Origin of the sequence: Roseivivax sp. GX 12232 (assembly GCF_021272185.1) — a bacterium.
In the GTDB taxonomy this organism is placed as follows: Bacteria; Pseudomonadota; Alphaproteobacteria; order Rhodobacterales; family Rhodobacteraceae; genus Roseivivax.
Window position 1 is genome coordinate 259,747 of record NZ_JAJSEC010000002.1, and the last position, 25,441, is coordinate 285,187.

The 25,441-nt window shown below is 68.7% G+C and carries 24 protein-coding genes; 17 read left to right on the top strand and 7 right to left on the bottom strand.

What is annotated here, in order from left to right; genetic code table 11:
* Positions 1-334 precede the first annotated feature (334 nt).
* The gene (locus LR948_RS05175; RefSeq protein ID WP_232752911.1) at positions 335-1,246 is read left to right on the top strand and encodes a UTP--glucose-1-phosphate uridylyltransferase; all 912 of its coding nucleotides are present in this window, start codon (positions 335-337) and stop codon (positions 1,244-1,246) included.
* Positions 1,247-1,475: 229 nt separating this feature from the next.
* Here LR948_RS05175 and LR948_RS05180 read toward each other — a convergent pair whose 3' ends face one another.
* On the bottom strand, positions 1,476-2,132 hold the full coding sequence (locus LR948_RS05180; RefSeq protein WP_232752912.1) for a PAS domain-containing protein: 657 nt from the start codon (positions 2,130-2,132) through the stop codon (positions 1,476-1,478).
* 200 nt (positions 2,133-2,332) lie between these two features.
* Between LR948_RS05180 and LR948_RS05185 the strand changes: the two genes are divergently transcribed.
* The 6 genes from LR948_RS05185 to LR948_RS05210 all read left to right on the top strand — a co-directional run bounded on the left by LR948_RS05185 (position 2,333) and on the right by LR948_RS05210 (position 7,233).
* Complete coding sequence (locus LR948_RS05185) at positions 2,333-3,223, top strand: YicC/YloC family endoribonuclease (protein WP_232752913.1); 891 nt, start codon at positions 2,333-2,335, stop codon at positions 3,221-3,223.
* A gap of 5 nt (positions 3,224-3,228) precedes the next feature.
* Positions 3,229-3,876: a guanylate kinase gene (gene gmk / locus LR948_RS05190; RefSeq protein ID WP_232752914.1), complete on the top strand. Its 648-nt coding sequence runs from the start codon at positions 3,229-3,231 to the stop codon at positions 3,874-3,876.
* Positions 3,873-4,394: a gamma carbonic anhydrase family protein gene (locus tag LR948_RS05195; RefSeq protein WP_232752915.1), complete on the top strand. Its 522-nt coding sequence runs from the start codon at positions 3,873-3,875 to the stop codon at positions 4,392-4,394. The genes gmk and LR948_RS05195 overlap by 4 nt, the downstream gene beginning before the upstream one ends.
* An 82-nt stretch (positions 4,395-4,476) precedes the next feature.
* Positions 4,477-5,664 (top strand): PLP-dependent aspartate aminotransferase family protein, encoded by a 1,188-nt coding sequence (locus LR948_RS05200; protein ID WP_232752916.1) that lies wholly within the window; start codon positions 4,477-4,479, stop codon positions 5,662-5,664.
* Positions 5,661-6,677 (top strand): cell wall metabolism sensor histidine kinase WalK, encoded by a 1,017-nt coding sequence (locus LR948_RS05205; protein WP_232752917.1) that lies wholly within the window; start codon positions 5,661-5,663, stop codon positions 6,675-6,677. The genes LR948_RS05200 and LR948_RS05205 overlap by 4 nt, the downstream gene beginning before the upstream one ends.
* Positions 6,678-6,744: 67 nt before the next feature.
* Positions 6,745-7,233, top strand: coding sequence for a histidine phosphatase family protein (locus LR948_RS05210; RefSeq protein ID WP_232752918.1), 489 nt, complete (start codon positions 6,745-6,747; stop codon positions 7,231-7,233).
* Positions 7,234-7,319: 86 nt separating this feature from the next.
* Here LR948_RS05210 and LR948_RS05215 read toward each other — a convergent pair whose 3' ends face one another.
* Positions 7,320-8,003 (bottom strand): hemolysin III family protein, encoded by a 684-nt coding sequence (locus tag LR948_RS05215; protein ID WP_232752919.1) that lies wholly within the window; start codon positions 8,001-8,003, stop codon positions 7,320-7,322.
* 285 nt (positions 8,004-8,288) lie between these two features.
* Here LR948_RS05215 and LR948_RS05220 point away from each other — a divergent pair, with 285 nt between their 5' ends.
* From LR948_RS05220 to LR948_RS05250, 7 genes are all read left to right on the top strand, one after another.
* Positions 8,289-9,326 (top strand): substrate-binding domain-containing protein, encoded by a 1,038-nt coding sequence (locus LR948_RS05220; protein WP_232752920.1) that lies wholly within the window; start codon positions 8,289-8,291, stop codon positions 9,324-9,326.
* Positions 9,327-9,414: 88 nt separating this feature from the next.
* Entirely contained in the window at positions 9,415-10,878 is a 1,464-nt protein-coding gene (pstC, locus tag LR948_RS05225) for a phosphate ABC transporter permease subunit PstC (RefSeq protein ID WP_232752921.1), read from the top strand.
* A complete protein-coding gene (pstA, locus tag LR948_RS05230) occupies positions 10,875-12,218 on the top strand; it encodes a phosphate ABC transporter permease PstA (protein WP_232752922.1) in 1,344 nt (447 codons plus the stop codon). Before pstC ends, pstA begins: the two co-directional genes overlap by 4 nt.
* Positions 12,219-12,230: 12 nt before the next feature.
* Complete coding sequence (gene pstB, locus LR948_RS05235; RefSeq protein ID WP_232752923.1) at positions 12,231-13,031, top strand: phosphate ABC transporter ATP-binding protein PstB; 801 nt, start codon at positions 12,231-12,233, stop codon at positions 13,029-13,031.
* A gap of 3 nt (positions 13,032-13,034) precedes the next feature.
* Positions 13,035-13,769 (top strand): phosphate signaling complex protein PhoU, encoded by a 735-nt coding sequence (phoU, locus tag LR948_RS05240; protein ID WP_232752924.1) that lies wholly within the window; start codon positions 13,035-13,037, stop codon positions 13,767-13,769.
* Positions 13,770-13,775: 6 nt separating this feature from the next.
* Positions 13,776-14,465, top strand: a complete 690-nt coding sequence (gene phoB / locus LR948_RS05245) for a phosphate regulon transcriptional regulator PhoB (RefSeq protein ID WP_232752925.1) — start codon at positions 13,776-13,778, stop codon at positions 14,463-14,465.
* A 61-nt stretch (positions 14,466-14,526) separates the two neighbouring features.
* A complete protein-coding gene (locus tag LR948_RS05250) occupies positions 14,527-15,561 on the top strand; it encodes a patatin-like phospholipase family protein (protein WP_232752926.1) in 1,035 nt (344 codons plus the stop codon).
* 163 nt (positions 15,562-15,724) lie between these two features.
* On the opposite strand, the gene LR948_RS05255 is transcribed toward LR948_RS05250, so the two are convergent.
* The 3 genes from LR948_RS05255 to LR948_RS05265 all read right to left on the bottom strand — a co-directional run bounded on the left by LR948_RS05255 (position 15,725) and on the right by LR948_RS05265 (position 18,319).
* A complete protein-coding gene (locus LR948_RS05255; protein WP_232752927.1) occupies positions 15,725-16,432 on the bottom strand; it encodes a DUF502 domain-containing protein in 708 nt (235 codons plus the stop codon).
* An 82-nt stretch (positions 16,433-16,514) separates the two neighbouring features.
* Positions 16,515-17,429 carry a pseudouridine-5'-phosphate glycosidase gene (locus tag LR948_RS05260; RefSeq protein ID WP_232752928.1) on the bottom strand — a complete coding sequence of 305 codons (915 nt, stop codon included), beginning with the start codon at positions 17,427-17,429 and terminating at the stop codon, positions 16,515-16,517.
* The gene (locus LR948_RS05265) at positions 17,426-18,319 is read right to left on the bottom strand and encodes a PfkB family carbohydrate kinase (protein WP_232752929.1); all 894 of its coding nucleotides are present in this window, start codon (positions 18,317-18,319) and stop codon (positions 17,426-17,428) included. The genes LR948_RS05260 and LR948_RS05265 overlap by 4 nt, the downstream gene beginning before the upstream one ends.
* A gap of 144 nt (positions 18,320-18,463) precedes the next feature.
* On the opposite strand from LR948_RS05265, the gene LR948_RS05270 reads away from it, so the two are divergent.
* From LR948_RS05270 to tsf, 3 genes are all read left to right on the top strand, one after another.
* Positions 18,464-19,765 carry a HupE/UreJ family protein gene (locus tag LR948_RS05270; protein ID WP_232752930.1) on the top strand — a complete coding sequence of 434 codons (1,302 nt, stop codon included), beginning with the start codon at positions 18,464-18,466 and terminating at the stop codon, positions 19,763-19,765.
* Positions 19,766-20,003: 238 nt separating this feature from the next.
* A complete protein-coding gene (gene rpsB / locus LR948_RS05275; protein ID WP_232752931.1) occupies positions 20,004-20,774 on the top strand; it encodes a 30S ribosomal protein S2 in 771 nt (256 codons plus the stop codon).
* Positions 20,775-20,882: 108 nt separating this feature from the next.
* Positions 20,883-21,761: a translation elongation factor Ts gene (tsf, locus tag LR948_RS05280; RefSeq protein ID WP_232752932.1), complete on the top strand. Its 879-nt coding sequence runs from the start codon at positions 20,883-20,885 to the stop codon at positions 21,759-21,761.
* A gap of 347 nt (positions 21,762-22,108) precedes the next feature.
* Here the strand turns inward: tsf and LR948_RS05285 are convergent, their stop codons facing one another.
* Together LR948_RS05285 and LR948_RS05290 are read right to left on the bottom strand one after the other, a co-directional pair.
* Positions 22,109-22,912: a LuxR family transcriptional regulator gene (locus LR948_RS05285; protein ID WP_232752933.1), complete on the bottom strand. Its 804-nt coding sequence runs from the start codon at positions 22,910-22,912 to the stop codon at positions 22,109-22,111.
* A 287-nt stretch (positions 22,913-23,199) separates the two neighbouring features.
* Positions 23,200-25,356 (bottom strand): thiamine pyrophosphate-dependent enzyme, encoded by a 2,157-nt coding sequence (locus tag LR948_RS05290; protein ID WP_232752934.1) that lies wholly within the window; start codon positions 25,354-25,356, stop codon positions 23,200-23,202.
* Positions 25,357-25,441 lie beyond the last annotated feature (85 nt).

Here is a 25,441-nt window from a genome sequence, read left to right on the forward strand (position 1 = left end):
GGCCCCGATCCGGGCCGGGCAGGGGCCCGGGCGCCGCTCTGCCCCTTCTTTAGGCAATTTTTCGCGGCCACGCACAGGAATTCAGCGGCGGGCTGCCGATTTCGAAGGGTGAGCCGCCGCATTGCAGCGAAACGGCGCGAAATGCGGCAGGTCTCGGCCCGAATGGACCTGGGGCCGATGACGCGAAATCAAGGGGTTAGCCGACGTCACCCCGGGCCCGCCGGGCACTCGAGGGAACGGGGCGCGGCGCTTTTGACTTAAGCTGAGGCATCCATACCCTTTTTCTCAGAAGGCCGGGCGCCGCCCGACCGCAGACCCGCAAGGAGCATTGAACATGGACCGCACGCCAACCGCCAGAGACCGCCGGGTCAGAACCGCGATCTTCCCCGTGGCGGGGCTCGGAACCCGCTTTCTTCCCGCCACCAAGGCGACGCCGAAGGAGCTCTTGCCGGTTCTCGACACGCCGCTGATCCAGTTCGCCATCGACGAGGCCCGCGAGGCCGGGATCGAGCGGATGATCTTCGTCAGCCACCCCTCGAAGGAGGCGATCGAGCGCTACGTGCGCGCCGATGCCGAGCTCGAGGCCACCCTGCGCGAGCGCGGCAAGGCGCGGCTGGCGGAGATGCTGCACGACAATGCCGTCGACGAGGACGCCATGCAGGTGCGCTTCGTCATGCAGCCCGAGCCGCTGGGCCTGGGCCACGCGGTGCTTTGCGCCCGCGACGAGGTGCTGCCGGGGCCGGTGGCGGTGGTGCTGCCCGACGACCTGATCCTAGGCGGCGAGGGCTGCCTGAAGGAGATGATCGACGCCTATGACCCCGCGCGGGCCGGCCATATGGTCGCCACCATGCAGGTCGGCGCCGAGGAGGTCTCTTCCTACGGCGTGCTCGATGCGACCGGCCGCGAAGGCGGGCTGATCCTCGCGCGCGGCATGGTCGAGAAACCGGCGCCCGAGGCGGCGCCCTCGCGCCAGGCGGTGGTCGGGCGCTACCTGCTCGACGCGAGCATCTTCGAGGCGCTGGACGGGCTGCCGCCGGGCGCGGGTGGAGAGATCCAGCTCACCGATGCCATCGCCGCGGGCGTCGAGACCGTGGGCCTCTGCGGCTTCCGCTTCTCGGGTGTGCGCTACGACTGCGGCTCGAAGGCGGGCATGCTGGCGGCGACCATGGCCTATGCGGGCGGGCAGGCGGCCTATGCCTCGGTCCTCGCCGCACCGCCGGGCGGTCTGACGACTGCGGCGGAGTGAGGGCGATAATCCTTGGGGCGGGCCGGGGCGACCCTTGGACGGACCGCCGGAGCGCCGGATTGTGACTGTCTCTAAAGCAAGAGGCAGGCCGTGAGCGTTCCGAGCCACAGCTGACCGCATTTTCTGAGAAAAAACGCGCCCCGAGATCAAACCGGGGCGCGTTTTTCGTTGCGTTCTCAGTAGTCTAAGTCTGCGCCCGCCCCCTCAGGACGCCAGGCAGCTCAGCCCCTCAGTCGTTGGAAATCACCAACCGCAGATGCTGGCCCGAGAGCGGCGCGGGCTCCCAGGTCGCGGCGGGTTCGGCGAAACCCTGGCGGGGCGCGGGCAGGGGGGCGAGCCCCTCGATGGGGGTGATCTCCAACTCCTCGATCGCGAAGCGGCGCGGCGTCTGGCCGATCGGCCCCGAGGTCACCACCCCGCCGATGGCCCGATCGGCCTGTCCGCGCTCGCCGCGGAGCGGCAGCACCGTCATCTCGCCCAGGAGCGCGTCCTGGCCGAAGCCCTCGGGCGCGCTCAGCCGGAGGCTTAGCGCGGCGGGCCCGGAAAAGACCGCCGCGAGCCCGCGCGCCAGTTCCTCGCGCGCCTCGGGGTGGAAGAGATCCCCCAGGGGCCGGCCCGCGACCTCTTTGCCGGCAAGATCGTTCAGATGCAGCCCCGCCACCCGCACCCGGGTCACGCCCTCGGGCAGGTGGTGCAGCAGGAAGGCGTTGTCGAGCGCATCCTCGATCGCCCTGGGGTCGATCTGCGCTCGCGCCGGCACCTCGCCCGAGACCTCGGCCAAGCCGTGCCAATAGGCGTCGATGATCGCCAGCGGCGCGCGTTGCAGCGCCTGGCTGTGGGTCAGCATGGAAATCACTCCAGTCTCGGTCCGGGTCGGGCGGGTCATGCGCGGGTCCTCACTTGCAACGGCACCGCCAGCCCCTTGGCGGATCCTGTGTCAACGTCGTTACCAAAGCCTTAACTAGGCGGATTTTCCTGAAATTGCCGCAAGTTTCGTTACCGCTGGTTAACAGCGGCCCGCGCTTGCCTTGCCCCCCGGGCTCACGTAACCCGGGAGCGAGACGACGTGCGGGAGGGTCGCGCCACATGCGGCATTCGATGACCGGATTTGCCTCGGCGGAGGGGGCGACCGAGGGGCTGTCCTGGGCCTGGGACATCCGCGGCGTGAACGGCAAGGGGCTGGACCTGCGCCTGCGCGTGCCCGACTGGATCGAGGGGCTCGAGCCCGCGCTGCGCGCCCGGGCCCAGGCGCGGCTGGCCCGCGGTTCGGTCTCGGTCTCGCTGAAGCTCGCCCCGGGCACCGCCACGGCGCGGCAGTCGGTCAACGACGCGGCGCTCTCGGACGTGCTGGCGGCGCTGACCCGCGTCGAGGCCGCCGCCCGGACCGAGGGGTTGAGCCTCACGCCCGCCAGCGCCGCCGAGGTGCTGGGCCTGCGGGGTGTCATGGAAGAGGTCCAGACCCGCCACGACCCCGAGGTGCTGCGCGGCCAGCTGGTCTACGAGTTCGACGCCCTGCTCGAGGCCTTCATCGCCGCCCGCGCCGAAGAGGGCGCGGCGCTGAGCGAGATCCTGAAAGGCCAGCTCGACCGGATGGCCACGCTGATCGACACCGCCGAGGCCCGCGCCGAGGCGCGCCGGCCCGAACAGGCCGAGCGGCTGAAGGCGCAGCTCGCGCGCGTCATGGACAACACCGAGGGGCTCGACGCGGCCCGCATCGCCCAGGAGCTGGCGCTGATCGCGGTGAAATCCGACGTCACCGAAGAGATCGACCGGCTGCGCGCCCATATCGCCGCGGCGCGGGGCATGCTCGCGGCGGAAGGCGCGGTGGGGCGCAAGCTCGACTTCCTGATGCAGGAGTTCAACCGCGAGGCGAACACGCTTTGCTCGAAGGCCGGCTCGGCGCCGCTGACCGAGGTGGGGCTCGAGCTGAAGACGCTCATCGAGCAGATGCGCGAACAGGTACAGAACGTGGAGTGAGCGGCATGGAGGCATCCCGGCGCGGGCTTCTGATCATCCTTTCCTCGCCTTCGGGCGCGGGCAAATCCACCCTGGCGCGGCGGCTCCGGGCCTGGGACGAGAGCATCGTCTTCTCGGTCTCGGCCACCACGCGCGCCCCGCGTCCCGGCGAGGTCGACGGCACGGATTACCGCTTCACCTCGGAGACCGAGTTCAAGCGGCTCGTGGCCGAGGGCGAGATGCTGGAACACGCCCATGTCTTCGGCAATTTCTACGGCTCGCCGCGCGGGCCCGTGGCCGAGGCCATCGAGGCCGGGCACGACGTGCTTTTCGACATCGACTGGCAGGGCGCGCAGCAGATCCGCAACTCCTCGCTCGGCATGCACACGCTGTCGATCTTCCTGCTGCCGCCCTCCATCGCCGAGCTGAAGCGCCGGCTCGAGGGGCGCGGCCAGGACGGCCCCGAGGTGATCGCCAAGCGGATGCAGAAAAGCTGGGACGAGATCAGCCACTGGGACGGCTACGACTTCGTGCTGGTCAACCAGGACCTCGACGAGACCGAGGCGCGGCTCAAGTCCATCGTCACCGCCACGCGGCTGCGGCGCAGCCAGCAGCCCGGGCTGACCGATCACGTCCGTCACCTGCAATCGGAGTTCGAGGAGGGACAGCCATGACGCTTTACGCACTGGACGGGGTTTCGCCCAAGCTGGCTGGGGATGCCTGGGTGGCGCCGGACGCCAATGTCATCGGCCAGGTCACGCTGGGGCAGGGCGCCTCGGTCTGGTTCGGCGCGACGCTGCGCGGCGACAACGAGCCGATCACCATCGGCGACGGCACCAACATCCAGGAAAACGTGGTGGGCCACACCGATCCCGGCTTTCCGCTGACGGTGGGCGCGGGCTGCACCATCGGCCACAAGGTCATGCTGCATGGCTGCGTGATCGGCGAGAACAGCCTGATCGGCATGGGCGCGACAATCCTGAACGGCGCCAGGATCGGCAAGAACTGCCTGATCGGCGCGGGCGCGCTGATCACCGAGGGCAAGGAGATCCCCGACGGCAGCCTGGTCATGGGCATGCCCGGCAAGGTGGTCCGCGAGCTCGACGCCGAGGCCATCGAGAGTCTGCGCCTCTCGGCCCGGAAATACCAGGAGAACGCCCGGCGGTTCCGCGAGGGGCTGACCGCGCTTTAAGCGCGGCGCCCCCGACGGCCGCCCGACGGTTTTTGACGATGATCCGCGGCGCGCATGGCGCCCGCCCTGAGGAGAGATGTGCATGAGCACCAAACGCACCCTGCAACGCCCCGACGGTTTCGAGGAAGGCGCCTCGCGCCCGGTGGTCCCGCCGATCCAGCCTTCGGTGGTCTATGCCTCCGAGACGCCGGATTCGCTCGACGATCAATACGAGGGCCGGGTCCAGGGCTATACCTACGCCCGCGAGGGCCATCCCAACGCCGTCTCCCTGGCCCGCGCCGTGGCCCGGCGCGAGGGCATGGAGCAGGGGCTGACGCTGGGCTCGGGCATGGCGGCGGTGACCGCGGCGCTCCTGGGCCTGACGCGGGCGGGCGACCACGTGGTCGGCGGCGACCAGCTTTACGGCCGCTCGCTGCGGCTCCTGGCCGAGGATCTGCCGCGCCTCGGCATCGCCACCTCGCGCGCCGATCCGACCGACGCCGAGGCCTTCGCCGCCGCCTTCCGCCCGGAGACCAAGCTGGCGCTGATCGAGGTGGTCTCGAACCCGACGCTGCGGGTCGCGGACCTTGACGGCATCGCCGAGCTCTGCCGCGCGCGCGGCGTCACGCTGGTCGTCGACAACACCTTCACCACCCCCTCCGCGATCCGGCCCGCCGAGCACGGCGCCGACGTGGTGATCCACTCGGTGACCAAGCTTCTCGCCGGGCATTCCGACGTGACGCTGGGCTGGGTCGCCGCCAAGGATCCCGCCCAGCAGAAGGCGATGAGCGATTTCGCCGTGACGACGGGCATGACGCCCTCGCCCTTCGACTGCTGGCTGGCCGAGCGCGGCATGATGACCTTCGACCTGCGCTTCGCCCGCACCCAGGACAGCGCCGAGCGGCTGGCCGCGCATCTCGCGGGCCAGGAGGGCGTCACCAAGGTGCTCTACCCGACCCGCGCCGATCACCCCGACCGCAACCGCGCGCAGGGGCTCCTGGCCGGGCAGGGCTGCAACATGGTCAGCTTCGAGATCGAGGGCGGCCGCGCCGCGGCCAATGCCTTCACCAAGGGCGCGGAGTCGCTGGCCTTCGCGCCGACGCTGGGCGACGTGGGCACCACGCTGTCGCATCCCGCCTCCTCCTCGCATCGCGCGCTGACGCCCGAGGGCCGCGCGGCGCTCGGGATCTCCGAGGGCATGTTCCGCGTCTCCGTCGGCCTCGAGGAGCCCGAGGCGCTGCTTGGCGCCTTCGACGCGGGGCTCGCCGCGGCCCGGGCGGCGCGGGGATGACCTCCGAGGCCTTCCTCGAGGCGATGCCGCTGGCCGCGCTCCTGATCCGGCGCGACGAGCGCATCGAGGCGGCCAACGACAAGGCCCGGCAGATGCTGGGCCGGGGCCTCGTGGGGCGGCATTTCATCACCGCGCTGCGCCAGCCGGTGGTGCTGGACGCCGTCGAGGCGGTGATGCGCGACGCCCAGCCGCGCGAGGCGCGCTACCTGACCAACGACGGCCAGCAGGACACCACCTTCCGGGTCAGCGTGAAGGCGGTGCCCGGCACCGGCGTGCTGGTCAGCTTCGAGGACGAGACCTCGCTCGAACGCGCCATGCAGATGCGCCGCGACTTCGTGGCCAATGTCAGCCACGAGCTGAAGACGCCGCTCACCGCGCTGATTTCCTTCATCGAGACGCTGAAGGGCCCCGCCAAGGAGGATCCCGCCGCGCGCGAGCGCTTCCTGGGCGTCATGGAGGCTGAGGCCGAGCGCATGAACCGGCTGATCGCGGACCTTCTGTCGCTGAGCCGCGTCGAGGCCGAGGAACGGGTGCGCCCGACCGCGCGGCTCGACCTGGCGAAACTGGTGAAATCCGTGGCGCTCGGGCTCTCGCGCATCGCCGAGGACGCGGGCATCGAGATCGTCACCGAACTGCCCGAGAGCGTCGAGGTCCGGGGCGATTCCGACCAGCTGCGGCAGGTGCTGGTGAACCTCACCGAGAACGCGCTGAAATACGCCGGGAAAGGCGCGCGGGTGACCATCGCGGTGACCCGGCCGGGCTACGAGGCGCCGGTCCGCGACGAGGGCGTGCGCATCATCGTGCGCGACACCGGCGCGGGCATGGACCCGGTGCACCTGCCGCGGCTGACCGAACGCTTCTACCGCGTCGATTCCCACCGCTCGCGCGAGAAGGGCGGCACCGGGTTGGGGCTCGCCATCGTCAAGCACATCGTGAACCGCCACCGCGGCCGCGTGCGGATCGATTCCACCCCCGGCCAGGGCACCGAGGTGCAGGTCATCCTGCCGCGCTAGGCGATTGCCAAGGGCGTCCCGCGCGGGGCAGTCTTTCCGCCGGGACAGGACGGGGGAGGATGACCAGATGGACCGACGGATATTCCTGGCGGGCGCGGGCGCGCTTGTGCTTGCGGGCTGCGCGGGGCCGGGGCCCCAGGCGCGGCTGGCGCCGGGCACCACGCTTTACGTCGTGCGCCACGGCGAGAAGGACGGCGACGCGCTGACCAAGGCTGGCGTCGCCCGCGCCGAGGCGCTGGCGCTGGCCCTGGCCGAGGCGCCGATCGACCGGATCTATTCCACGAGCTACGCCCGGAACCGCGCCACCGCCGCGCCGGTCGCCGCGGTGCAGGACCTCGAGATCGAGACGGTGCCCGACTCGCGCATCGCCGCGCGCATCCTGCCGGGGAACGAGGCGCGGGCGCTGCTCTGGGTCGGCAACAAGGGCAATATCGCGCCGCTCTGGGAGGCGCTGTCGCTGCCCGGGCCCGCGCCTCTGAACTACGGCGACCTGGCGGTCGTGCGCGCTGATGCCTCGGGCGTGGTGACGGTGGAGATGCGGCGCTTCGGCAAGTGAGATTTGGCCGGGGCGGCGGGTCTCTCCACTGACTTAAGTGGGGCGGTGAGGGACAAGCCGGCGGGCGCAGGCCCCGCCCTCTCCGCTCAGAACAGCCGGCCCGGCGCGCCGAGGATCACCGCGGCGTAGAACGCGCTCGCGGCGGCCAGCACGCAGATGTGCCAGAGCGCCCGCGCATAGGGCCAGTCGTGGCGCATGTAGAAATAGACCCCGCCGGTGTAGATCAGCCCGCCCGCGAGCATCAGCCACATGGTCGCCTGCGGCACCAGCCCCGGCAGCGCCACCATGGGCAGCGCCGAGAACCAGGCCAGGCCCAGGTAGACGAAGGGGTCGAAACGCCCGGGCTTCCACCAGAAGAACAGCTTCCGCGAGGCGCCGTAGAGCGCCAGCACCCAGACCAGCGACATCATCGACAGCGCGAAGGGCGAGGCCACGATCACCGCGAAGGGCGTCGCGGTGCCCGCGATCTTGATGTAGATCGCCGCGTGGTCGAGCCGCCGCAGGAGCGGCCGCTGCGCGTGCCAGGGCCCGGAGTTGTAGACCAGCGAGGCCAGGAAGCTCGCCACCAGCGCCGCGGCATAAAGCGACAGCGCCATGAGCACCGGCCCCGAGGCGCCCGAAACCGTGGCCCAGCCCATCAGGAAGGCGGCCCCCCCGAGGGCCAGAATCAGCCCGGCGAGATTGACGATCGCATCGGTCAGCCAGGCCCGGAAACTCAGCGGTGGGCCATTGTGCAGGGCTGCGCCCCAATATGTCAGATCTCGGACCATTATTTTATCTTACCCCGCGAAGGCGGCGGAATTCCGGGCGATTGCGGACGAGATTGCGGCCCAATCCCGCCGACAAAAAGGTATTCCGGGGTAGGGGCCCGGCTAGGGCGCTGGCTTTATCGTGATGCCTCGGGGCGAATTCGGGAAGATTCCCCGGGGCGCTGTCATGAAACTGTTACATCCCCGTCACAAAAGCTTCAGCGGTGATCTTTAGGCGTCGCGCCGAGTTCGCTTCCTCGGGAGCGCTCGTCCGATAGGAAAACACACACTCGAATGGAGTGATTCATGACCAAGACCCTCACCGTCTCCGCACTGGCGCTGGCCGTCGCGGCTCCGGCCTTCGCGCAGTCGCGCGACAACGTCCAGGTGGCCGGTTCCTCGACCGTTCTGCCCTATGCCTCGATCGTCGCCGAAGCCTTCGGCGAGAACTTCGACTTCCCGACCCCGGTCGTGGAATCGGGCGGGTCCTCGGCGGGCCTGAAGCGCTTCTGCGAAGGCGTGGGCGAGAACACCATCGACATCGCCAATGCATCGCGCGCCATCCGCAGCGGCGAGGTCGAGACCTGCGCCGCCAACGGCGTCGAGGAGATCATCGAGGTCCGCATCGGCTATGACGGCATCGTCTTCGCCAGCCAGATCGACGGCCCGGCCTTCACCGCCTTCGAGCCCTCCGACTGGTTCAACGCGCTCGGCGAACAGATCCTCGTCGACGGCGAGCTGGTCGAGAACCCGAACACCACCTGGGCCGATGCCAACGCCGATCTGCCGGCGGTCGACATCGCGGCCTTCATCCCGGGCACCAAGCACGGCACCCGCGAGGTCTTCGAAGAGAAGGTCCTGCTGCAGGGCTGCGAAGACACCGGCGCGATGCAGGCTATGCTCGACGGCGGCATGTCCGAGGACGACGCCGAGGACGCCTGCATGGCGGTCCGCACCGATGGCGCCTCGGTCGACATCGACGGCGACTATACCGAGACCCTGGCCCGCATCGACAGCAACCCCGAGGGTGTCGGCGTCTTCGGCCTGGCCTTCTACGAGAACAACACCGACAAGCTGAAGGTCGCCACCATGGGCGGCGTCGAGCCGACCACCGAGTCGATCGCAGCCGGTGAATACCCGGTCTCGCGCCCGCTGTTCTTCTACATCAAGAAGGCCCACATCGGCGTCATCCCCGGCCTGAAGGAATTCGCCTCCTTCTTCGTCGCCGACGAGATCGCCGGCCCCGGCGGACCGCTGGCCAACTACGGCCTGGTGCCCGACCCGGAACTGGCCGAGACCCAGGCCAAGATCGAGAACGAAACCGTCATGGGCACCGGCTCCTAACCGGCCCGCAATGATTGACGGGAAGGGGCGGCCGCTATATCGCCGCCCCTTCCCTTTTTGACTGCCCAAGACAGCGGAGCCACAGACCATGCCGTCATCCTGGCTGATCCTCATCGTTCTGGCGCTGGCCGTGATCGGCTATGTCGGCGGACGCCAGCGGGCGCTTGCCGGGGCCGGCGGAGACGCCCGCCGCCTGCATTCGCTGCCCTCCTATTACGGGACCAACGTGGCGATGAAGGTCGCCGTGCCGGCGCTTCTGATGATGGCGCTCTGGCTGGTGCTGCAGCCCTTCGCGGTCGAGCAGATGATCCGCAGCGACATCGCCGAGGAAGCCTCGCGCTCGGACCGGGCGACGAGCCTGGTGATGGCCGATGTGCGCCGGGTGGCCAACGGGCTCGACGTGGCCGTGGCGCGCGGCAGCATGACCTTCGACGAGGCCGAGACCATGCGGGTCGAGACCTCGGACGTGCGCGCGCGGCTCGCCGACGCGGGCGTGGCGCTTGGCTCCGACGTGACCGCTCAGGTGCTGATCTCGGCGCAGGACTACCGCGCGCTCAGCGCCACCGCGGGCACGCTGCGCACCGTGGTCGTGCTGGCCCTGGCGCTCGCCGGCCTGATCTACGGTATCGCCGAGTCCCGCAAGGACTTCCGCGCCCGCAACACCGTGGAGCAGGGCATCCGCGCGCTCCTGATCCTGGCCGCCTCGATCGCGATCCTGACCACCATCGGCATCGTCCTGAGCCTGGTCTTCAACACCATCGAGTTCTTCCGCCTCTATCCCGCCAGCGACTTCTTCTTCTCGACCACCTGGTCGCCCTCCTTCGGCGGCGGCTCGGAGCTGGGCATTCTGCCGCTCCTCTGGGGCACGCTCTACATCTCTTTCATCGCGCTGCTGGTGGCGGTGCCGATCGGGCTCTTCGCGGCGGTCTACCTGTCGGAATACGCCACCAGGCAGGTGCGCGCCGTGGCCAAGCCCGCGATCGAGATCCTCGCCGGCATCCCGACCATCGTCTACGGCCTCTTCGCGCTGCTGACCGTCGGGCCGCTTCTGATGAAGGTCTTCGGCGACGGCGGCATCGGCATCATGCCCGCGGGCACCGCGGTGATGACCGCCGGTCTGGTCATGGGCATCATGCTCATCCCCTTTGTCTCCTCGCTCTCCGATGACATCATCAACGCCGTGCCGCAGTCGCTGCGCGACGGCTCCTACGGGCTGGGCGCCACCCAGTCCGAGACCATCAAGCAGGTGATCCTGCCCGCCGCGCTTCCGGGCATCGTCGGCGCGGTGCTGCTGGCCGCCTCGCGCGCCATCGGCGAGACCATGATCGTGGTGCTGGGCGCCGGTGCCGCCGCGCGGATCTCGGGCAATCCCTTCGAGGCGATGACCACGGTGACCGCCAAGATCGTCAGCCAGCTGACCGGCGACGCCGATTTCGCCTCGCCCGAGGCGCTGGTGGCCTTCGCGCTCGGCATGACGCTCTTCGTGCTGACGCTCGCGCTCAACGTCTTCGCCCTCTACATCGTCCGCAAGTACCGGGAGCAGTACGAATGACCGACGCCAACGCCTCTGCCAGCCCGGCCGCCGCCTCCGGTCAGGGCCGGTCGATCATCTCGGCCGATGCCAACACCCGCAAGCGCAACGCCGCCGAGGGCCGCTTCCGCGCCTATGGCATCGCCGCCATCGCGACCGGGGTCTTCTTCCTGGTGGTGCTCCTGAGCTCGATCCTCTGGAACGGCGTCTCGGCCTTCCAGCAGACCTTCATCGAGGTGCCGGTCTATCTCGATCCCGAGAAGCTCGACCGCGAGGAACCCTCCAAGGCGACGACCTTCACCTACAAGCCCCTGATCCAGGAGGCGGTCTGGGAACAGGCGCGCGAGCTGGGCTTCGAGGAGAGCTTCGGCGGCGCCGGCGACATGGGGCCGCTGATCTCGGCCTCGGCGGCCGCACAGGTGCGCGACCGGGTGATCGAAAACCCCGAACTGATCGGAGAGCGGCTCGAGGTGCGCATCCTCGCGGGCTCGCGCACCGATGGCTACCTCAAGGGCCGGGTCGACCGCGCCAGCGCCGAGCGCGACCGCAACATCGACCCCGAGCACCTCGACCTGATCGACGCCATGCGCGCCGAGCGTCTGGTCCAGAAATCCTTCAACTGGGACTTCATCACCGGCACCGACGCCTCGGAAAGCCGCGCCGAACAGGCCGGCATCGGGGTCGCCATGCTGGGCTCCTTCTTCATGATGCTGGTGGTGCTGGGGCTGTCGCTGCCGATCGGCGTCGCCGCCTCGATCTACCTCGAGGAATTCGCGCCGAAGAACCGTTTCACCGACCTGATCGAGGTGAACATCTCGAACCTCGCGGCGGTGCCCTCGATCGTCTTCGGCATCCTCGGGCTCGCGGTCTTCATCCAGGTCGTGGAGCTGCCGCAGTCGGCGCCCATCGTGGGCGGGCTGACGCTGACGCTGATGACCCTGCCGACCATCGTGATCTCGACCCGCGCGGCGCTGAAGGCGGTGCCGCCCTCGATCCGCGCCGCGGCGCTGGGGGTGGGCGCCTCGCAGACCCAGGCGGTCTTCCACCACGTGCTGCCGCTGGCTCTGCCCGGCATCCTGACCGGCACGATCATCGGCCTCGCGCAGGCCCTGGGCGAGACCGCGCCGCTGCTGCTGATCGGCATGGTGGGCTATATCGCGACCAACTATCCCGACGGCCTCGCCTCGGGGTTCCTCGACCCCAACTCGGCCATGCCCGCGCAGATCTACGAATGGGCCAAACGCGCCGATCCGGCCTATTACGAGCGCGCCTGGGGCGGGATCATCATCCTGCTGGTCTTCCTCTTCGCGATGAATGCCATCGCGATCATCCTGCGCCGCAAGTTTGAGCGCCGCTGGTAAGGAGTTATCATCATGTACGACAATCCAACCCGAGCGGAGAGAGAAGTGAGCGCCAAAGACGTCAAGATCGCCGCGAAGGACGTGCAGGTCTATTACGCCGACACCCACGCCATCAAGGACGTCTCGGTCGACATCCTCGACAAGACGGTGACGGCCTTCATCGGCCCGTCGGGCTGCGGCAAGTCGACCTTCCTGCGCTGCCTGAACCGCATGAACGACACCATCGACATCGCCCGCATCGAAGGCTCGATCCGCATCGACGGAGAGGACATCTACGACAAGCGCGTCGACCCGGTGCAGCTGCGCGCCAAGGTCGGCATGGTGTTCCAGAAGCCGAACCCCTTCCCGAAGTCGATCTACGACAATGTGGCCTACGGGCCGAAGATCCACGGGCTGGCCAAGAACAAGGCCGAGCTCGACGAGATCGTCGAGCGGGCGCTGCGCCGCGGGGCGCTCTGGGACGAGGTGAAGGACCGGCTCGACGCGCCGGGCACCGGGCTCTCGGGCGGCCAGCAGCAGCGGCTCTGCATCGCCCGCGCGGTGGCCACCGAGCCCGAGATCCTGCTCATGGACGAGCCCTGTTCGGCGCTCGACCCGATCGCCACCGGCCAGGTCGAGGAGCTGATCGACGAGCTGCGCCAGGATTACTCCGTGGTGATCGTCACCCACTCCATGCAGCAGGCCGCGCGGGTCAGCCAGAAGACCGCCTTCTTCCACCTCGGCAATCTCGTGGAATACGGGGAGACCGACAAGATCTTCACCAACCCCCAGGACAGCCGGACCGAAAGCTACATCACCGGACGGATCGGATAAGACATGAGTGACATGACGCCCCACATCAGCTCGGCCTTCGACCGCGACCTCGAAGGCATCCAGGCCCAGATCATGAAGATGGGCGGCCTGGTGGAGACCCAGATCCGGGATGCCGCCCAGAGCCTGGCGACCCGCGACGAGGAGCTGGCCGAACAGGTGCGCGCCAGCGACCGGGCGGTCGACGCGCTGGAAGACAGCCTCAACGACGAGGCGGCGCGGGTGCTGGCCCTGCGCGCGCCCACCGCGTCGGACCTGCGGCTGGTGCTTTCGGTGATGCGGATGTCGGCCAACCTCGAGCGCATCGGCGATCTGTCGAAGAACATGGCCAAGCGCACCGGGGTCCTGGCGCAGCTCCAGCCCGTCGCCGGGGTCGGCGCCTCGCTGAAGCGCATGGCGCGCGAGGTCGAGCTGATGCTGAAGGACGCGCTCGACGCCTATATCCAGCGCGACGCCGAGCTCGCCCGCGACGTGATCGCGCGCGACGAAGAGCTCGACCGGATGTACAACACCATCTTCCGCGAGATCCTGACCTTCATGCTCGAGGACCCGCGCAACATCACCGCCTGCATGCACCTGCATTTCATCGCCAAGAACGTGGAGCGCATGGGCGACCACGTGACCTCGATCTGCGAACAGGTGGTCTTCGTGGTCTCCGGCGAACGCGGCGACCTGCCGCGCGAGAAAGCCGACAAGACCTCGTCGGACGCGACCTATTCGCTGGATCCCAAGGAAGGGTAACGAGGCATGTCCGGGGCGAAACCGATCGTGCTGGTGGTCGAGGACGAGGCCGCGCAGCGCGAGGTTCTGAGCTACAACCTGGAGGCCGAGGGCTTCCGCGTGGCCCGGGCCGAGGACGGCGAGGAGGCGATGCTGCTCTTCGACGAGGAGCAGCCCGACATCGTGATCCTCGACTGGATGCTGCCCAAGCTCTCGGGCATCGAGGTCTGCCGCCAGATCAAGATCCGCCCCGAGACGCGGGGCGTGCCGGTGATCATGCTCTCGGCCCGCTCCGAAGAGGTCGACCGCGTGCGCGGCCTCGAGACCGGCGCCGACGACTACGTGGTGAAACCCTATTCGGTGATCGAGCTCATGGCCCGGGTGCGCGCGCAGCTGCGCCGGACCCGGCCCGCGGCGGCGGGCCAGCAGCTCGAATACCAGGACATCCTGCTCGACGCCGAGACCCACCGCGTGACCCGCGACGGCCAGCCCCTGAAGCTCGGGCCGACCGAGTTCCGGCTGCTTTCGACCTTCATGGAGAAGCCGGGGCGGGTCTGGAGCCGCGAGCAGCTGCTCGACCGGGTCTGGGGGCGCGACGTCTATGTCGACACCCGCACCGTCGACGTGCATGTCGGACGGCTGCGCAAGGCGCTGTCCCAGCACGGCGGCGAAGACGTGCTGCGCACCGTGCGCGGGGCGGGCTACGCCCTCGGCTGAACCTTGCAATGCCGCGCTGCGGCATTAGCTCCCGTTCCAGCAGGCAGGAAGGGGCGACGCCATGACCAAACGCATCAACCTGGCCCTGCAGGGCGGCGGCGCGCATGGCGCCTACACCTGGGGCGTGCTCGACCGGATCCTCGAGGACGAGGAGGTCGAGATCGCCGCGATCTCGGGCACCTCGGCGGGGGCGCTGAACGGCGCGGCGCTGAAATGCGGCTGGCAGGCCGGCGGCCGCGAAGGCGCCCGCGAGAGGCTCGCCTGGCTTTGGAACGAGGTCACCCAGGTCAAGACGCTGGGCCTGCCGGACTGGATGAACGCCTGGCTGCCGCATCCCGGCATCACCTCGCTGGCGCTGGAATATTCGCCGGGCTACGCGATCGGCGACACCGCGAACCGCGTGATCTCGCCCTATGCCTGGGGGCCGTATTACCGCAATCCGCTGGCGCCGGTGGTCGATCAGCTCGACTTCGGCGGGGTCTGCGGGGCAGGGGGGCCGCGCCTCTTTGTCGGGGCCACCAGCGTGCGCGACGGAAAGATCCGGGTCTTCACCGGCGAGGCGATCACCCGCGAGGCGATCCTGGCCTCGGCCTGCCTGCCGACGCTCTTCCAGGCGGTCGAGGTGACCTGCCCGATCTCGGGCAAGCCGGAATACTGCTGGGACGGCGGCTATTCCGGCAATCCCGCGCTCTTCCCGCTTTACGCCAAGGATCTGCCCGACGACGTGGTGATCGTGAACATCAACCCGCTGATCCGCGAGACGCTGCCCACCACCGCGCCCGAGATCCACAACCGGATCAACGAGATCAGCTTCAACTCCGCGCTCCTGAAGGAGCTGCGCGCGGTGGAATTCGTGCAGCGACTCCTGGCCGACGGCTCGGTGCTGCCGGGGCGGATGAAGAACGTGCTGGTGCATATGATCGCCGACGACGACCTGATGACGGATCTCTCGGTCGCGACGAAGATGGTGCCGGTGCCGACGCTGATCGGCCAGCTGCGCGACGCCGGCCGCGCGGCGGCGGACCGGTTCCTGAGTGAGCACCGCGACGACCTGGGCCATCGGCAGACCGCGGACCTGGTGGCCATGTTCAACTGAAGGACAGGGCGCGGGGCCGGGTGATCCGGTGTGTCTGAGACAAGAGGTGCGCCTCGGCAGTCGGCGCGGCGTTTGTGAGGGCAAATCTCGGCCTTCGAGGAAACGGTCTCAGCAGGCCCCAGAAGCCTCCAAGCGTCGCCTCAAAAGCCCCAGCCTCCGCCCGTCACTCCGCCGCGCGGGCGGGCGGCTCGACCTGCTGGGCGGGCGGCTGCGTCGGATCCTTGGAGTTCGGATAGACCAGCCCCGCCGAGATCACCAGCTTGGCCGCCTCCTCGAGCGTCATGTCGAGCTCGATCACGTCCTCCTTGGGGAAGAACAGCAGGAATCCCGAGGTCGGGTTCGGCGTCGTCGGCACGAAGACCGACACCAGCCCGCCGCTTGTCACCGCTTTGTCGGCCACCTCGCCGCGGGTGTCGGTCGAGATGAAACCGATCGCCCAGATGCCCTTGCGCGGATATTCGATCAGGCAGGCCTTCTCGAAGCTGCGTTCGGACTGCACGAAGACCGTCTCGGCGATCTGCTTCACGCCGGAATAGACCGAGCGCACGATCGGCATGCGCAGGACCAGGCTTTCGCCCCAGCGGATCAGCGAGCGGCCGATCAGCCCCTTGGCGACCCAGCCCACGAGGATCGTGAACAGCAACAGGAAGATGACCCCGATGCCGCGCAGGTTGATGCCGATGTATTCCTCGGGATTGAAGCGGGCCGGCACCAGCGGCAGCACGAAGGCGTCGATCCAGCCGATCACCGTCCAGATCAGCCAGATGGTCAGCCCGACCGGCGCGATGACCACGATCCCGGTCAGGAAGGACGCGCGCAGCCGCGACAGAAGTCCCGGCTTCGGCGGTTTGGTGTCAAAAGGCTCGGTCATGTTCCCAAATTACCCCTGTCCCCGGGACAGAGCTAAGACGCCGCCGCGCGAACTACAACGGCTTTCCGGCGCGGAAGGCCCCTCAGGGACGCTCTGCGACCAATTCCGCGGCAATCCGGGCCCCGAGGGCGGCGTTGTTGAGGACCAGCGCCACGTTCGCCTCGAGCGAGCGGCCCTCGGACAGCTCATAGATGCGCTGGAGGAGGTAGGGCGTGACCTCCTTGCCGGTGATGCCGTGATCGGCGGCGTCCTGCATGGCGCGACTGATCATCGGCGTCATCTCGGCGCGCGGGATCTCGGCCGTCTCGGGGATCGGGTTGGCCACGAGCTGCCCGCCATCAAGCGCCATCTCGCGGCGCATCCTATGGGCCCGGGCGATTACCCCGGGGCTGTCCATGCGCAAGGGCGCCCGCAGGCCCGCCGAGCGCGACCAGAAGGCCGGCAGCATGTCCTGCCCATAGGCCATGACCGGCACGCCGAGGGTTTCCAGCACCTCGAGCGTCTTCGGCAGGTCGAGGATCGCCTTGGCCCCGGCGGCCACCACGGTCACCGGCGAGCGCGCCAGCTCCTGCAGGTCGGCAGAGACGTCGAAGCTTTGCTCGGCGCCGCGGTGCACGCCGCCGATCCCGCCGGTGGCGAAGACCTCGATGCCCGCCATGCGCGCGGCGATCATGGTCGCGGCCACGGTGGTCGCCCCGGTGCGCCCCTCGGCCATGCAGACCGCCATGTCGGCGCGGCTGAGCTTGGCCACCCGTTCGGCATCGGCGAGCCACTCAAGCTGCGCGTCCTCGAGCCCGACGCAGAGCTTCCCTTCGAGGACCGCGATGGTCGCGGGCTCGGCGCCGTTCTCGCGCACGGTGGTCTCGATCCGGCGCGCCACCTCGAGGTTCTGCGGGCGCGGCAGCCCATGGGTGATGATCGTCGATTCCAGCGCCACCACCGGCTTTCCGGCCTCTAGCGCGGCGGCGACGGGGGCGGACAGATGCACAAGGCTCATGAGGGGGTGTCTCCGGATACATATTGCGCGGCGGCGTTCAGCGCCCGGCTCAGCGCGGCCTCGCGGTCCGCGCCGCCCGCTTCGGTCGCGATATGCGCCGCCATGAAGGTGTCGCCCGCGCCGGTCACCCGTGTGACCAGCACGCGCGGTGGCTCGCGGGTCAGGACCTGGTGGGCATCGGCATCGGCGGCCAGCGCCGAACCGTCGGTGACGAGCGCGCGTTCCGCGCCGCGCGCGATCAGCGCCCGCGCGGCCTCGGAGGCCTCGGCAAAGCGGGTCTGGCAGAGGATGCCCGCCTCTTCGAGGTTGACGTAAAGCGTGCCCCGGCCCGCGCGCAGGAAGGGCAGGAGCCGCTCGGCCTTGCCCGGCGAGGCCGGCGCGATGCGCAGGTCGGCCGCCGCCATCAGCGGGTCATGCGCGATCTCCTCGAGCAGCGTGCTGGTCAGGTTGCCGTCCAGCGCCACGGGCCCGGAGTAGGGCGCATTCCCATCCCCGAGCGGCCCCTCGCGCAGCGGGCGCAGGATCTTCGCCCCGGCTGCTTCCAGCGAATGGGCGTCGGCGATGGCGGCGATCAGCCCGTTGGCCCCCTCGACCGCCATGTAGCGGTCGGTCGGCAGGTCGTCGGAGCGGTAGAGATGCGCCGTCTCGAGGCCCAGCCCCGCGCATTGGCGCACCAGGTCCTCGCCCTCGGCGTCGCGGCCCACCGCGCTCAGAAGCGCGGGCCGCATGCCGAAGCGTACCAGCGTCATGGCGATGTTCAGCGCCACGCCGCCCGGCAGCCGGATGATCCGGCCCGGCACGTCCGAGCCCTTCTCCATATGCGAGGGCGACCGTCCGATCACGTCCCAGAGGACCGATCCGATGCACAGAATGTCGGGTGTCTGGCTCATACCCGGGTTTTGGCCAAAGCCGCGCCGCGCCGCAAGCGCGATTCCGGGCAATTCCGGCGGGCCCCTGCCGCCTGCGCTATTGACAATGCAGCCCCAGCCCCAAGTCTTGGCGCAGGCAATTTTTTTTGAACAGGTTCTTGCGTCATGCTTCGGTGTCTCAGCCTTCTCTTCTTCCTTCTGACAGCGGGGCTCGCCGGAGCCCATGAGGTGCGCCCGGCGGTGGGCGATCTGACCACCACCCCCGAGGGCCTGAGCCTCGAGGTGACGCTGAACGCCGAGGCCATCCTGGCGGGCGCCGACCTCGAAGGGGTGGCCGATACCGACACCCTGGACGAGACCGACCGGATCGACGCGCTGCGGGCGCTGGAGCCACAGGCGCTGACCGAGGAGATCGAGGCCCGCGCGGCTGAGATCGCGGATCGGATCGAGATCACCGCCGGCGGCGAGGCGGTGGCGCTGGAGCTCACGGAAATCGCCCCGGGCCCGGTCGGCAACACCGAGCTGCCGCGCGACACGGCGCTGAGCTTCTCCGCGCCGCTGCCGGAGGGTGCCCAGAGCCTGACCGTCACCTGGCCCGCCGACTGGGGCATGCTGGTCCTGCGCCAGCAGGGCGTCGAGGCGCCTTTCACTGGCTACCTCGAAGGCGGCACACCCTCCGAGCCCATCGCGCTCGCGGGCGGCGGCGCACAAAGCGGGCTCGGCGCCTTCCTGAGCTACATTCCCGTGGGCTTCGAACACATCCTGCCCATGGGCCTCGACCATATCCTCTTTGTCCTGGGCCTCTTCTTCCTGACGCCGAAATTCGGCCCGCTGCTCTGGCAGGTCTCGGCCTTCACCCTGGCCCATACGGTGACGCTGGCGCTTGGCGCGCTCGGCATCGTCAATGTGCCCGGCAGCATCGTCGAGCCGATCATCGCGGCCTCGATCGTCTTCGTCGCCTTCGAGAACATCTTCTCGCGCGGGTTCTCGCGCTGGCGACCGCTGGTGGTCTTCATCTTCGGGCTGTTGCACGGGCTGGGCTTCGCCAGCGTCCTGGGCGAGTTCGGCCTGCCGCCAGGCCAGTTCATCCCGGCGCTCCTGGGCTTCAACATCGGCGTGGAGCTGGGCCAGCTCACGGTGATCGCCGTGGCCTTCCTGGTGGTCTGGGTGGCGCTGCGCGTCGATGCGCTGGATTTCAACGACCGCACCGGGCAGGTCTTCTACGGGGTGCTGGCGCTGGTCTTCGTGGCGCTGAGCGTGCTTCTGAACAACACCGAGGTGCTGGCCGCCTTCGAGGTCTCCGCGCCGCTCTTCCTGGTGCCGCTGGCGGCGCTGTCGCTCCTGTGCCTCCTGGCGGCGACCAATGTCGACAAGCTGAACGCCTACCAGACCTTCGTGGCGGTGCCGGCCTCCGCCGCCATCGGCCTCGTCGGGGCCTATTGGTTCGTCGAGCGGGTGTTCCTGTAAGAGGCTTGAGGGCAGGGGGCCCGGGTGGCCCCTTGCGCCCCTTCCGGCAGCCTGCCGCCTTGAGCGGCGAAAACCACCCCCGGCCCCTTGCCAAGCCGTGCCGGGCGGTGTAAGCGCGCATCCATTCAATCCCGCAGGCGGGGTCGGGCCTTTGGGGGAGACATCCCCAGGTGTCCACCGGTTGGCGCACTCCGCGCCCTCTTGCCCCGCCAAGGCGTAAACCGGAAAGGAAAACGGCATGGCTCTTCCCGAGTTCTCCATGCGTCAGCTGCTCGAAGCTGGCGTTCACTTCGGCCACCAGACGCAGCGCTGGAACCCCCGCATGGGCGAGTTCATCTACGGCGAGCGCAACAGCATCCACATCGTCGACCTGACGCAGACCGTGCCCATGCTGGACGCGGCGCTGAACGTCATCCGCGAGACCGTCGCCAAGGGCGGCTCGGTGCTCTTCGTCGGCACCAAGCGCCAGGCACAGGCGCCGATCGCCGAGGCGGCCGAGAAATGCGCGCAGTTCTACATGAACCACCGCTGGCTCGGCGGCACGCTGACCAACTGGCAGACCGTCTCGCAGTCGATCAACCGTCTGAAGTCGATCGACGAGCAGATGGAAGGCGGCGCCGAGGGCCTCACCAAGAAAGAGCGCCTGGGCATGGAGCGCGAGCAGGAAAAGCTGACCCTCTCGCTCGGCGGCATCCGCGAAATGGGCGGCCTGCCGGACCTGCTCTTCGTCATCGACGTCAAGAAAGAGCAGCTCGCCGTGGCGGAAGCCAAGAAGCTCGGCATCCCGGTCGTGGCCGTGGTCGACACCAACTGCTCGCCCGAGGGCGTGGACTACATCATCCCCGGCAACGATGACGCCGCGCGCGCGATCTCGCTCTACTGCGATCTCGCCAGCCGCGCCGCGCTCGACGGCATGTCCGGCCAGATGGAGGCCGCAGGCGTCGACCTGGGCGCGCTTGAAGAAGCGCCCGCCGAAGAGGCCGCCGCCGAGGCCCCCGCGGAATCCTGATCCCTGCACGGCGCCGTCACGGCGCTGTCACGGACCGATTGCATTGACCGGGCGGCACACCCCAGGGGGAGCCGCCCGGAAACTGATCCGAGATTGAGGAGAGCCGACATGGCGATCACTGCTGCACAGGTGAAAGAACTGCGCGAAATGACCGGCGCAGGCATGATGGATGCCAAGAAGGCGCTGACCGAGGCCGATGGCGACATGGACACCGCCGTTGACTGGCTGCGCACCAAGGGCCTGGCCAAGGCCGCGAAGAAGTCGGGCCGCACCGCGGCCGAGGGCCTCGTCGCCGTGGCCGTCGAGGGTGGCACCGGCGTCGCCGTCGAGATCAACGCCGAAACCGACTTCGTCGCCAAGAACGGCGAGTTCCAGTCGATGGTGGCCGACATCTCCAAGGCCGCCCTGAACCAGGACAGCGTCGAGGCGCTGGCCGAGGCCGAGGTCGGCGGCAAGAAGGTCTCCGAGGTCATCACCGACAAGATCGCCAAGATCGGCGAGAACATGACCCTGCGCCGGATGCAGAAGATCGAGGGCGGCGCCGTCGCCTCCTACATCCACAACGCCGCGACCGAGGGCATGGGCAACATCGGCGTGCTGGTCGCCACGACCGGCGGTGACGAGGCCTTCGGCCGCCAGGTGGCGATGCATATCGCCGCGGCGAACCCCGCCTCGCTCTCCGAGGCCGATCTGGACCCCGCCATCGTCGAGAAGGAGCGCCAGATCCAGATCGACATCGCGCGCGAATCCGGCAAGCCCGAGCAGGTCATCGAGAAGATGATCGAGGGCCGCATGAAGAAGTTCCTCGCCGAGGTCACGCTGCTCGGCCAGGCCTTTGTCATCGACCCCGACAAGACCGTCGGCGAAGCGGCCAAGGACGCCGGCGCCGAGATCACCGGCTTCATCCGGATGCAGGTCGGCGAAGGCATCGAGAAGAAGGAAGAGGACTTCGCAGCCGAGGTCGCGAAAGCGGCCCAGGGCGGCTAAGTCCGCGCCACCCGCGAGGGTTGTGAGATGAAGAAAGGCCGCCGGGGATGCCCGGCGGCCTTTTCGCGTGTCGTGGTCAACGATCGCGCCCAACCCTTTGGTTGAACAAGTGGTTTCCCCGACCGGCCCAAGACATTGGGGATGAGAGTAAGGCCGGTCGGGCCCCGCGCATGCCCGGAAATTCGAGCCTGCGACGGGAAAGCTTTCGCCTCTAGAAGCATCGTAGAGCCCTGAAATTACAGGGGTATTTACGCACCTCCTGTCCCTGGCCAAAGGGCCATCACTCACGGGACACGTATAAGTTGCCAGATTAACCGCGATTCCCGATAGTCTGGAATTCCTGACCTTTAGGTCTGGTGCGCGTCCAGATCGACGACAAACATCTGATTCTGAAAGGCGGCCTTGAGAACCGCCTGGGCCGTGGTCTCCACGTTCAGCGCCGCGCGGGCGAGCCGCAGGTGCTTTTCCACCGTCGCCGAGGTCAGCCCCATGATGGTCGCGATATCGGCCGTGGTCTTGCCGTCGCCGACCCATTCCAGCGCCTCGCGCTGGCGCGGCGTCAGCATCTGGTTGGGCGGCGTGTAGGGCAGGGTGAGCACCTTGAGATGCAGGATGTTGTTGAACAGCTGGATCTCGTCGCCATGGGCCTCCCAGACCGCGTCGACCTCGGCCTGGCTCATGCCGTCGCGCGCCATGAGCGCGATCGCGCCCTTGGAGCGGCGCGAGACCGAGCGGAAGGAAATCGAATAGCCCGCGGTCAGACCATGCGTGCGGTTGAACTCGATGATCTTGCGCTCGGTGTCGCTGAGCACGCCGGCATCGCTCATCTGTTGCAGCACGCTCCAGGAACAGGCGCCTTCGTTGTGCAGCGCCCAGCGGGCCATGGGCGCTTCGCGATACATGCCTTCGCCGATGAAGCGCTCGGTATAGGCCGGGTCGAGATTGGTCAGCACCAGGAAGTCGTCGGGATCGCCGAAGCTGTAGCCGGACCAGAAGCGCGTGAAGCCGTAGAGCAGCCGGTCGAAGCCATAAAGCGCCATGGCCTCGAGATGCGCGGTCCAGACTTCCTCGATCCGGTCGCAATGGGTCAGGCGCAGAAGGCGCGTCTCCAGCGAGTCCGCTGGCTGCTCCACGGTCGGTTTCGAAGTCATCCTGTCTCCCCAAGGCTCGGCCCCAGAGTTGTAGCGAAGGGCGGAAAAAGGAGTCCAGTTATTCCGCCATATGCGGGCCGCTCAGGGTGACGCCGGGGGAGTTCCGTTGCACAGTCGCAAGAAATTCAGGCCATTATCGGAGGTTCTGGATTCTGTATTTAACATAATACTGATTATACGAATCAAGCCAGGGTGGAAACGGACCCCCGTGTCGCGCCGCCGCGAAGGCCCCCTGTCGGGTCGCGGCGGCGGATTTCGTGCGCGTGGACCTGCGCGTCTGCCGAAGGTCAGCCCAGAAGCGCCCGCGCGGCTTCGACGATGCCCTCGCGCGACGGCAGCGTCGCGGCATAGGCCGGCCCGGTGGCGATGAAGCAATCCTCGGCCGTCACCCGCGCCCGCGGCAGCGCGCTCTGTTCAGAGAGCAAGGTCATCAGCGCCTCGGACTGAGAGCCCGTCCGGCGGCATTCGTCGACCACCAGCACCGCGCCGCAGCCCTCGATCTCGCGCAGGATCGCTTCCTCGTTCAGCGGCGCCAGCCAGCGCAGGTCCACCACGCGCGCCGAGACGCCGGAAGCCTCCAGATCGTGGCGCGCCTGTTCGGACAGATACGTGCCGTTGCCATAGGTCACGATGGCAAGGTCCGTGCCGTCCCCCAGCCGCCGCGGCTCGGACAGCGGCGCGGTCTCGCCGGCCTCCGGGTAGTCCCGCATCCAGAGGCCGTCGCCATCCTCCAGAAGATCGCGCATGGGATAAAGCGCGATGGGCTCGACCATGACCACCACGCGGGCCTCCTCGCGCGCCAGGCGCACTGCCTCGCGATACATGCGCACCGCGTCGGCGCCGTCCGAGGGACAGCCGATCACGATGCCCGGCACGTCGCGCAGCACCGCCAGCGAGTTGTCGTTGTGGAAATGCCCGCCGAAGCCCTTCTGGTAGCCCAGCCCCGCGATGCGCAGCACCATGGGGTTGGCGTATTGGCCCTTGGAGAAGAACGGCAGCGTCGCCGCCTCGCCGCGGATCTGGTCCTCGGCGTTGTGCAGGTAAGCCAGGAACTGGATCTCCGGGATCGGCAGATAGCCCTGCTGGCCGAGCCCGATGGCCAGCCCCAGGATCGACTGTTCGTCGAGAAGCGTGTCCATGACCCGCATCGCGCCGAAGCGCGCCTGAAGGCCCCGGGTGATGCCGTAGACGCCGCCCTTCTTGCCGACATCCTCGCCGGCCATGACGATCTCGGGGTGCTCCAGCATCAGGTCCGAAAGACCGAGGTTGATGAGCTTGTTCATCGGCTGCCGCTCGCCGAGCGCGCGCATGTCGGCGGGCCCGAAAGCGGCCTTGCGGTCCTCGGGCGTCGGCGTGTTGGACTTCGGCAGTGTGCGCTTCGGCGGCAGCAAGGCGGCTTTCACATCGGCCGCCGAGGTGAGCCGCGGCCGCGTCGCGGCGCTTTCAGCGGCGCTGAAGCATTGGCCTTCAACGTCCTCGTAAGACTGAACAATATCTCTTTCTTCAAGTCCTGCGTGAAGCAGCCGCCGCGCGGTGAAGAGCAAGGGATCGCGGGCCTCTTCGGCGAGGATCTCGGCCTCGGGGCGATAGGCTTTCTCGACATCCGCCCCGGCGTGCCCATAGAGCCGCACGCAGGTCAGATGCAGGAGCCCCGGCCGCCGGCCGCGCCGGATCTCGCCCGCCATGCGCTGCGCCGCTTCATAGGCCGCGACCACGTCGCAGCCGTCGGCCTGGGCGTAGCTCAGCCCCGGACGGCCGCGCAGCACCGCCTCGACCCAGCCTTCGGGCGATTTCACCGAGATGCCGATGCCATTGTCCTCGCAGACGAACATCAGCGGCAGCGGCGCGCCCTGCCAGGCGGTCCATCCGGCGGTGTTGAGCGCGCCGAGCGCGGTCGAATGGTTCATCGAGGCATCGCCGAAAGAGCAGAAGGCCAGCCGGTTCTCCGCGCGTCCCTGCCGCTTGTTCAGCCCCAGCGCGAAGGCACTGCCCACCGCCTTCGGCAGGTGGCTCGCGATGGTCGAGGTCTGTGGCGGGATGTTCAGCGCGCGCGAGCCCAGCACCTTGTGCCGCCCGCCGGAGATCGGATCCTCGGAGGAGGCCGCGAAGGAGAGCGCGAAATCCATGATCGGATCATGACCCGCCTGCAGCGCCCGGGCCGCCTGGAAGGCGCCGTCGCGGTAATGCAGGAAGGCCGGGTCCTCGACCGACAGCGCCAGGGCCACGCCGGCCATGCCCTCGTGCCCCGAGGAGCCGATGGTGTAGAACCCCTGCCCCCGCGATTGCAGCCAGCGCCCGGCGCGGTCCATGTGACGCGAGATGAGCTGGGCGCGCCAGAGCGTCAGCAGCGTGTCGCGGTCGATCTGCGCCTCGGGCAGATCCGGCAGCCCGCCCGATCGCACCCGCTCCAGAAATCCCTCGTGCACCCGCGTCGCTGCATCCATGCCTTTGATCTCCTTCATGAAAACGGCGCGAGGTTTTCACCCCGCGCCGCCAAGATGTCGCCGCGGCCCGCGGACCGCAACCCAG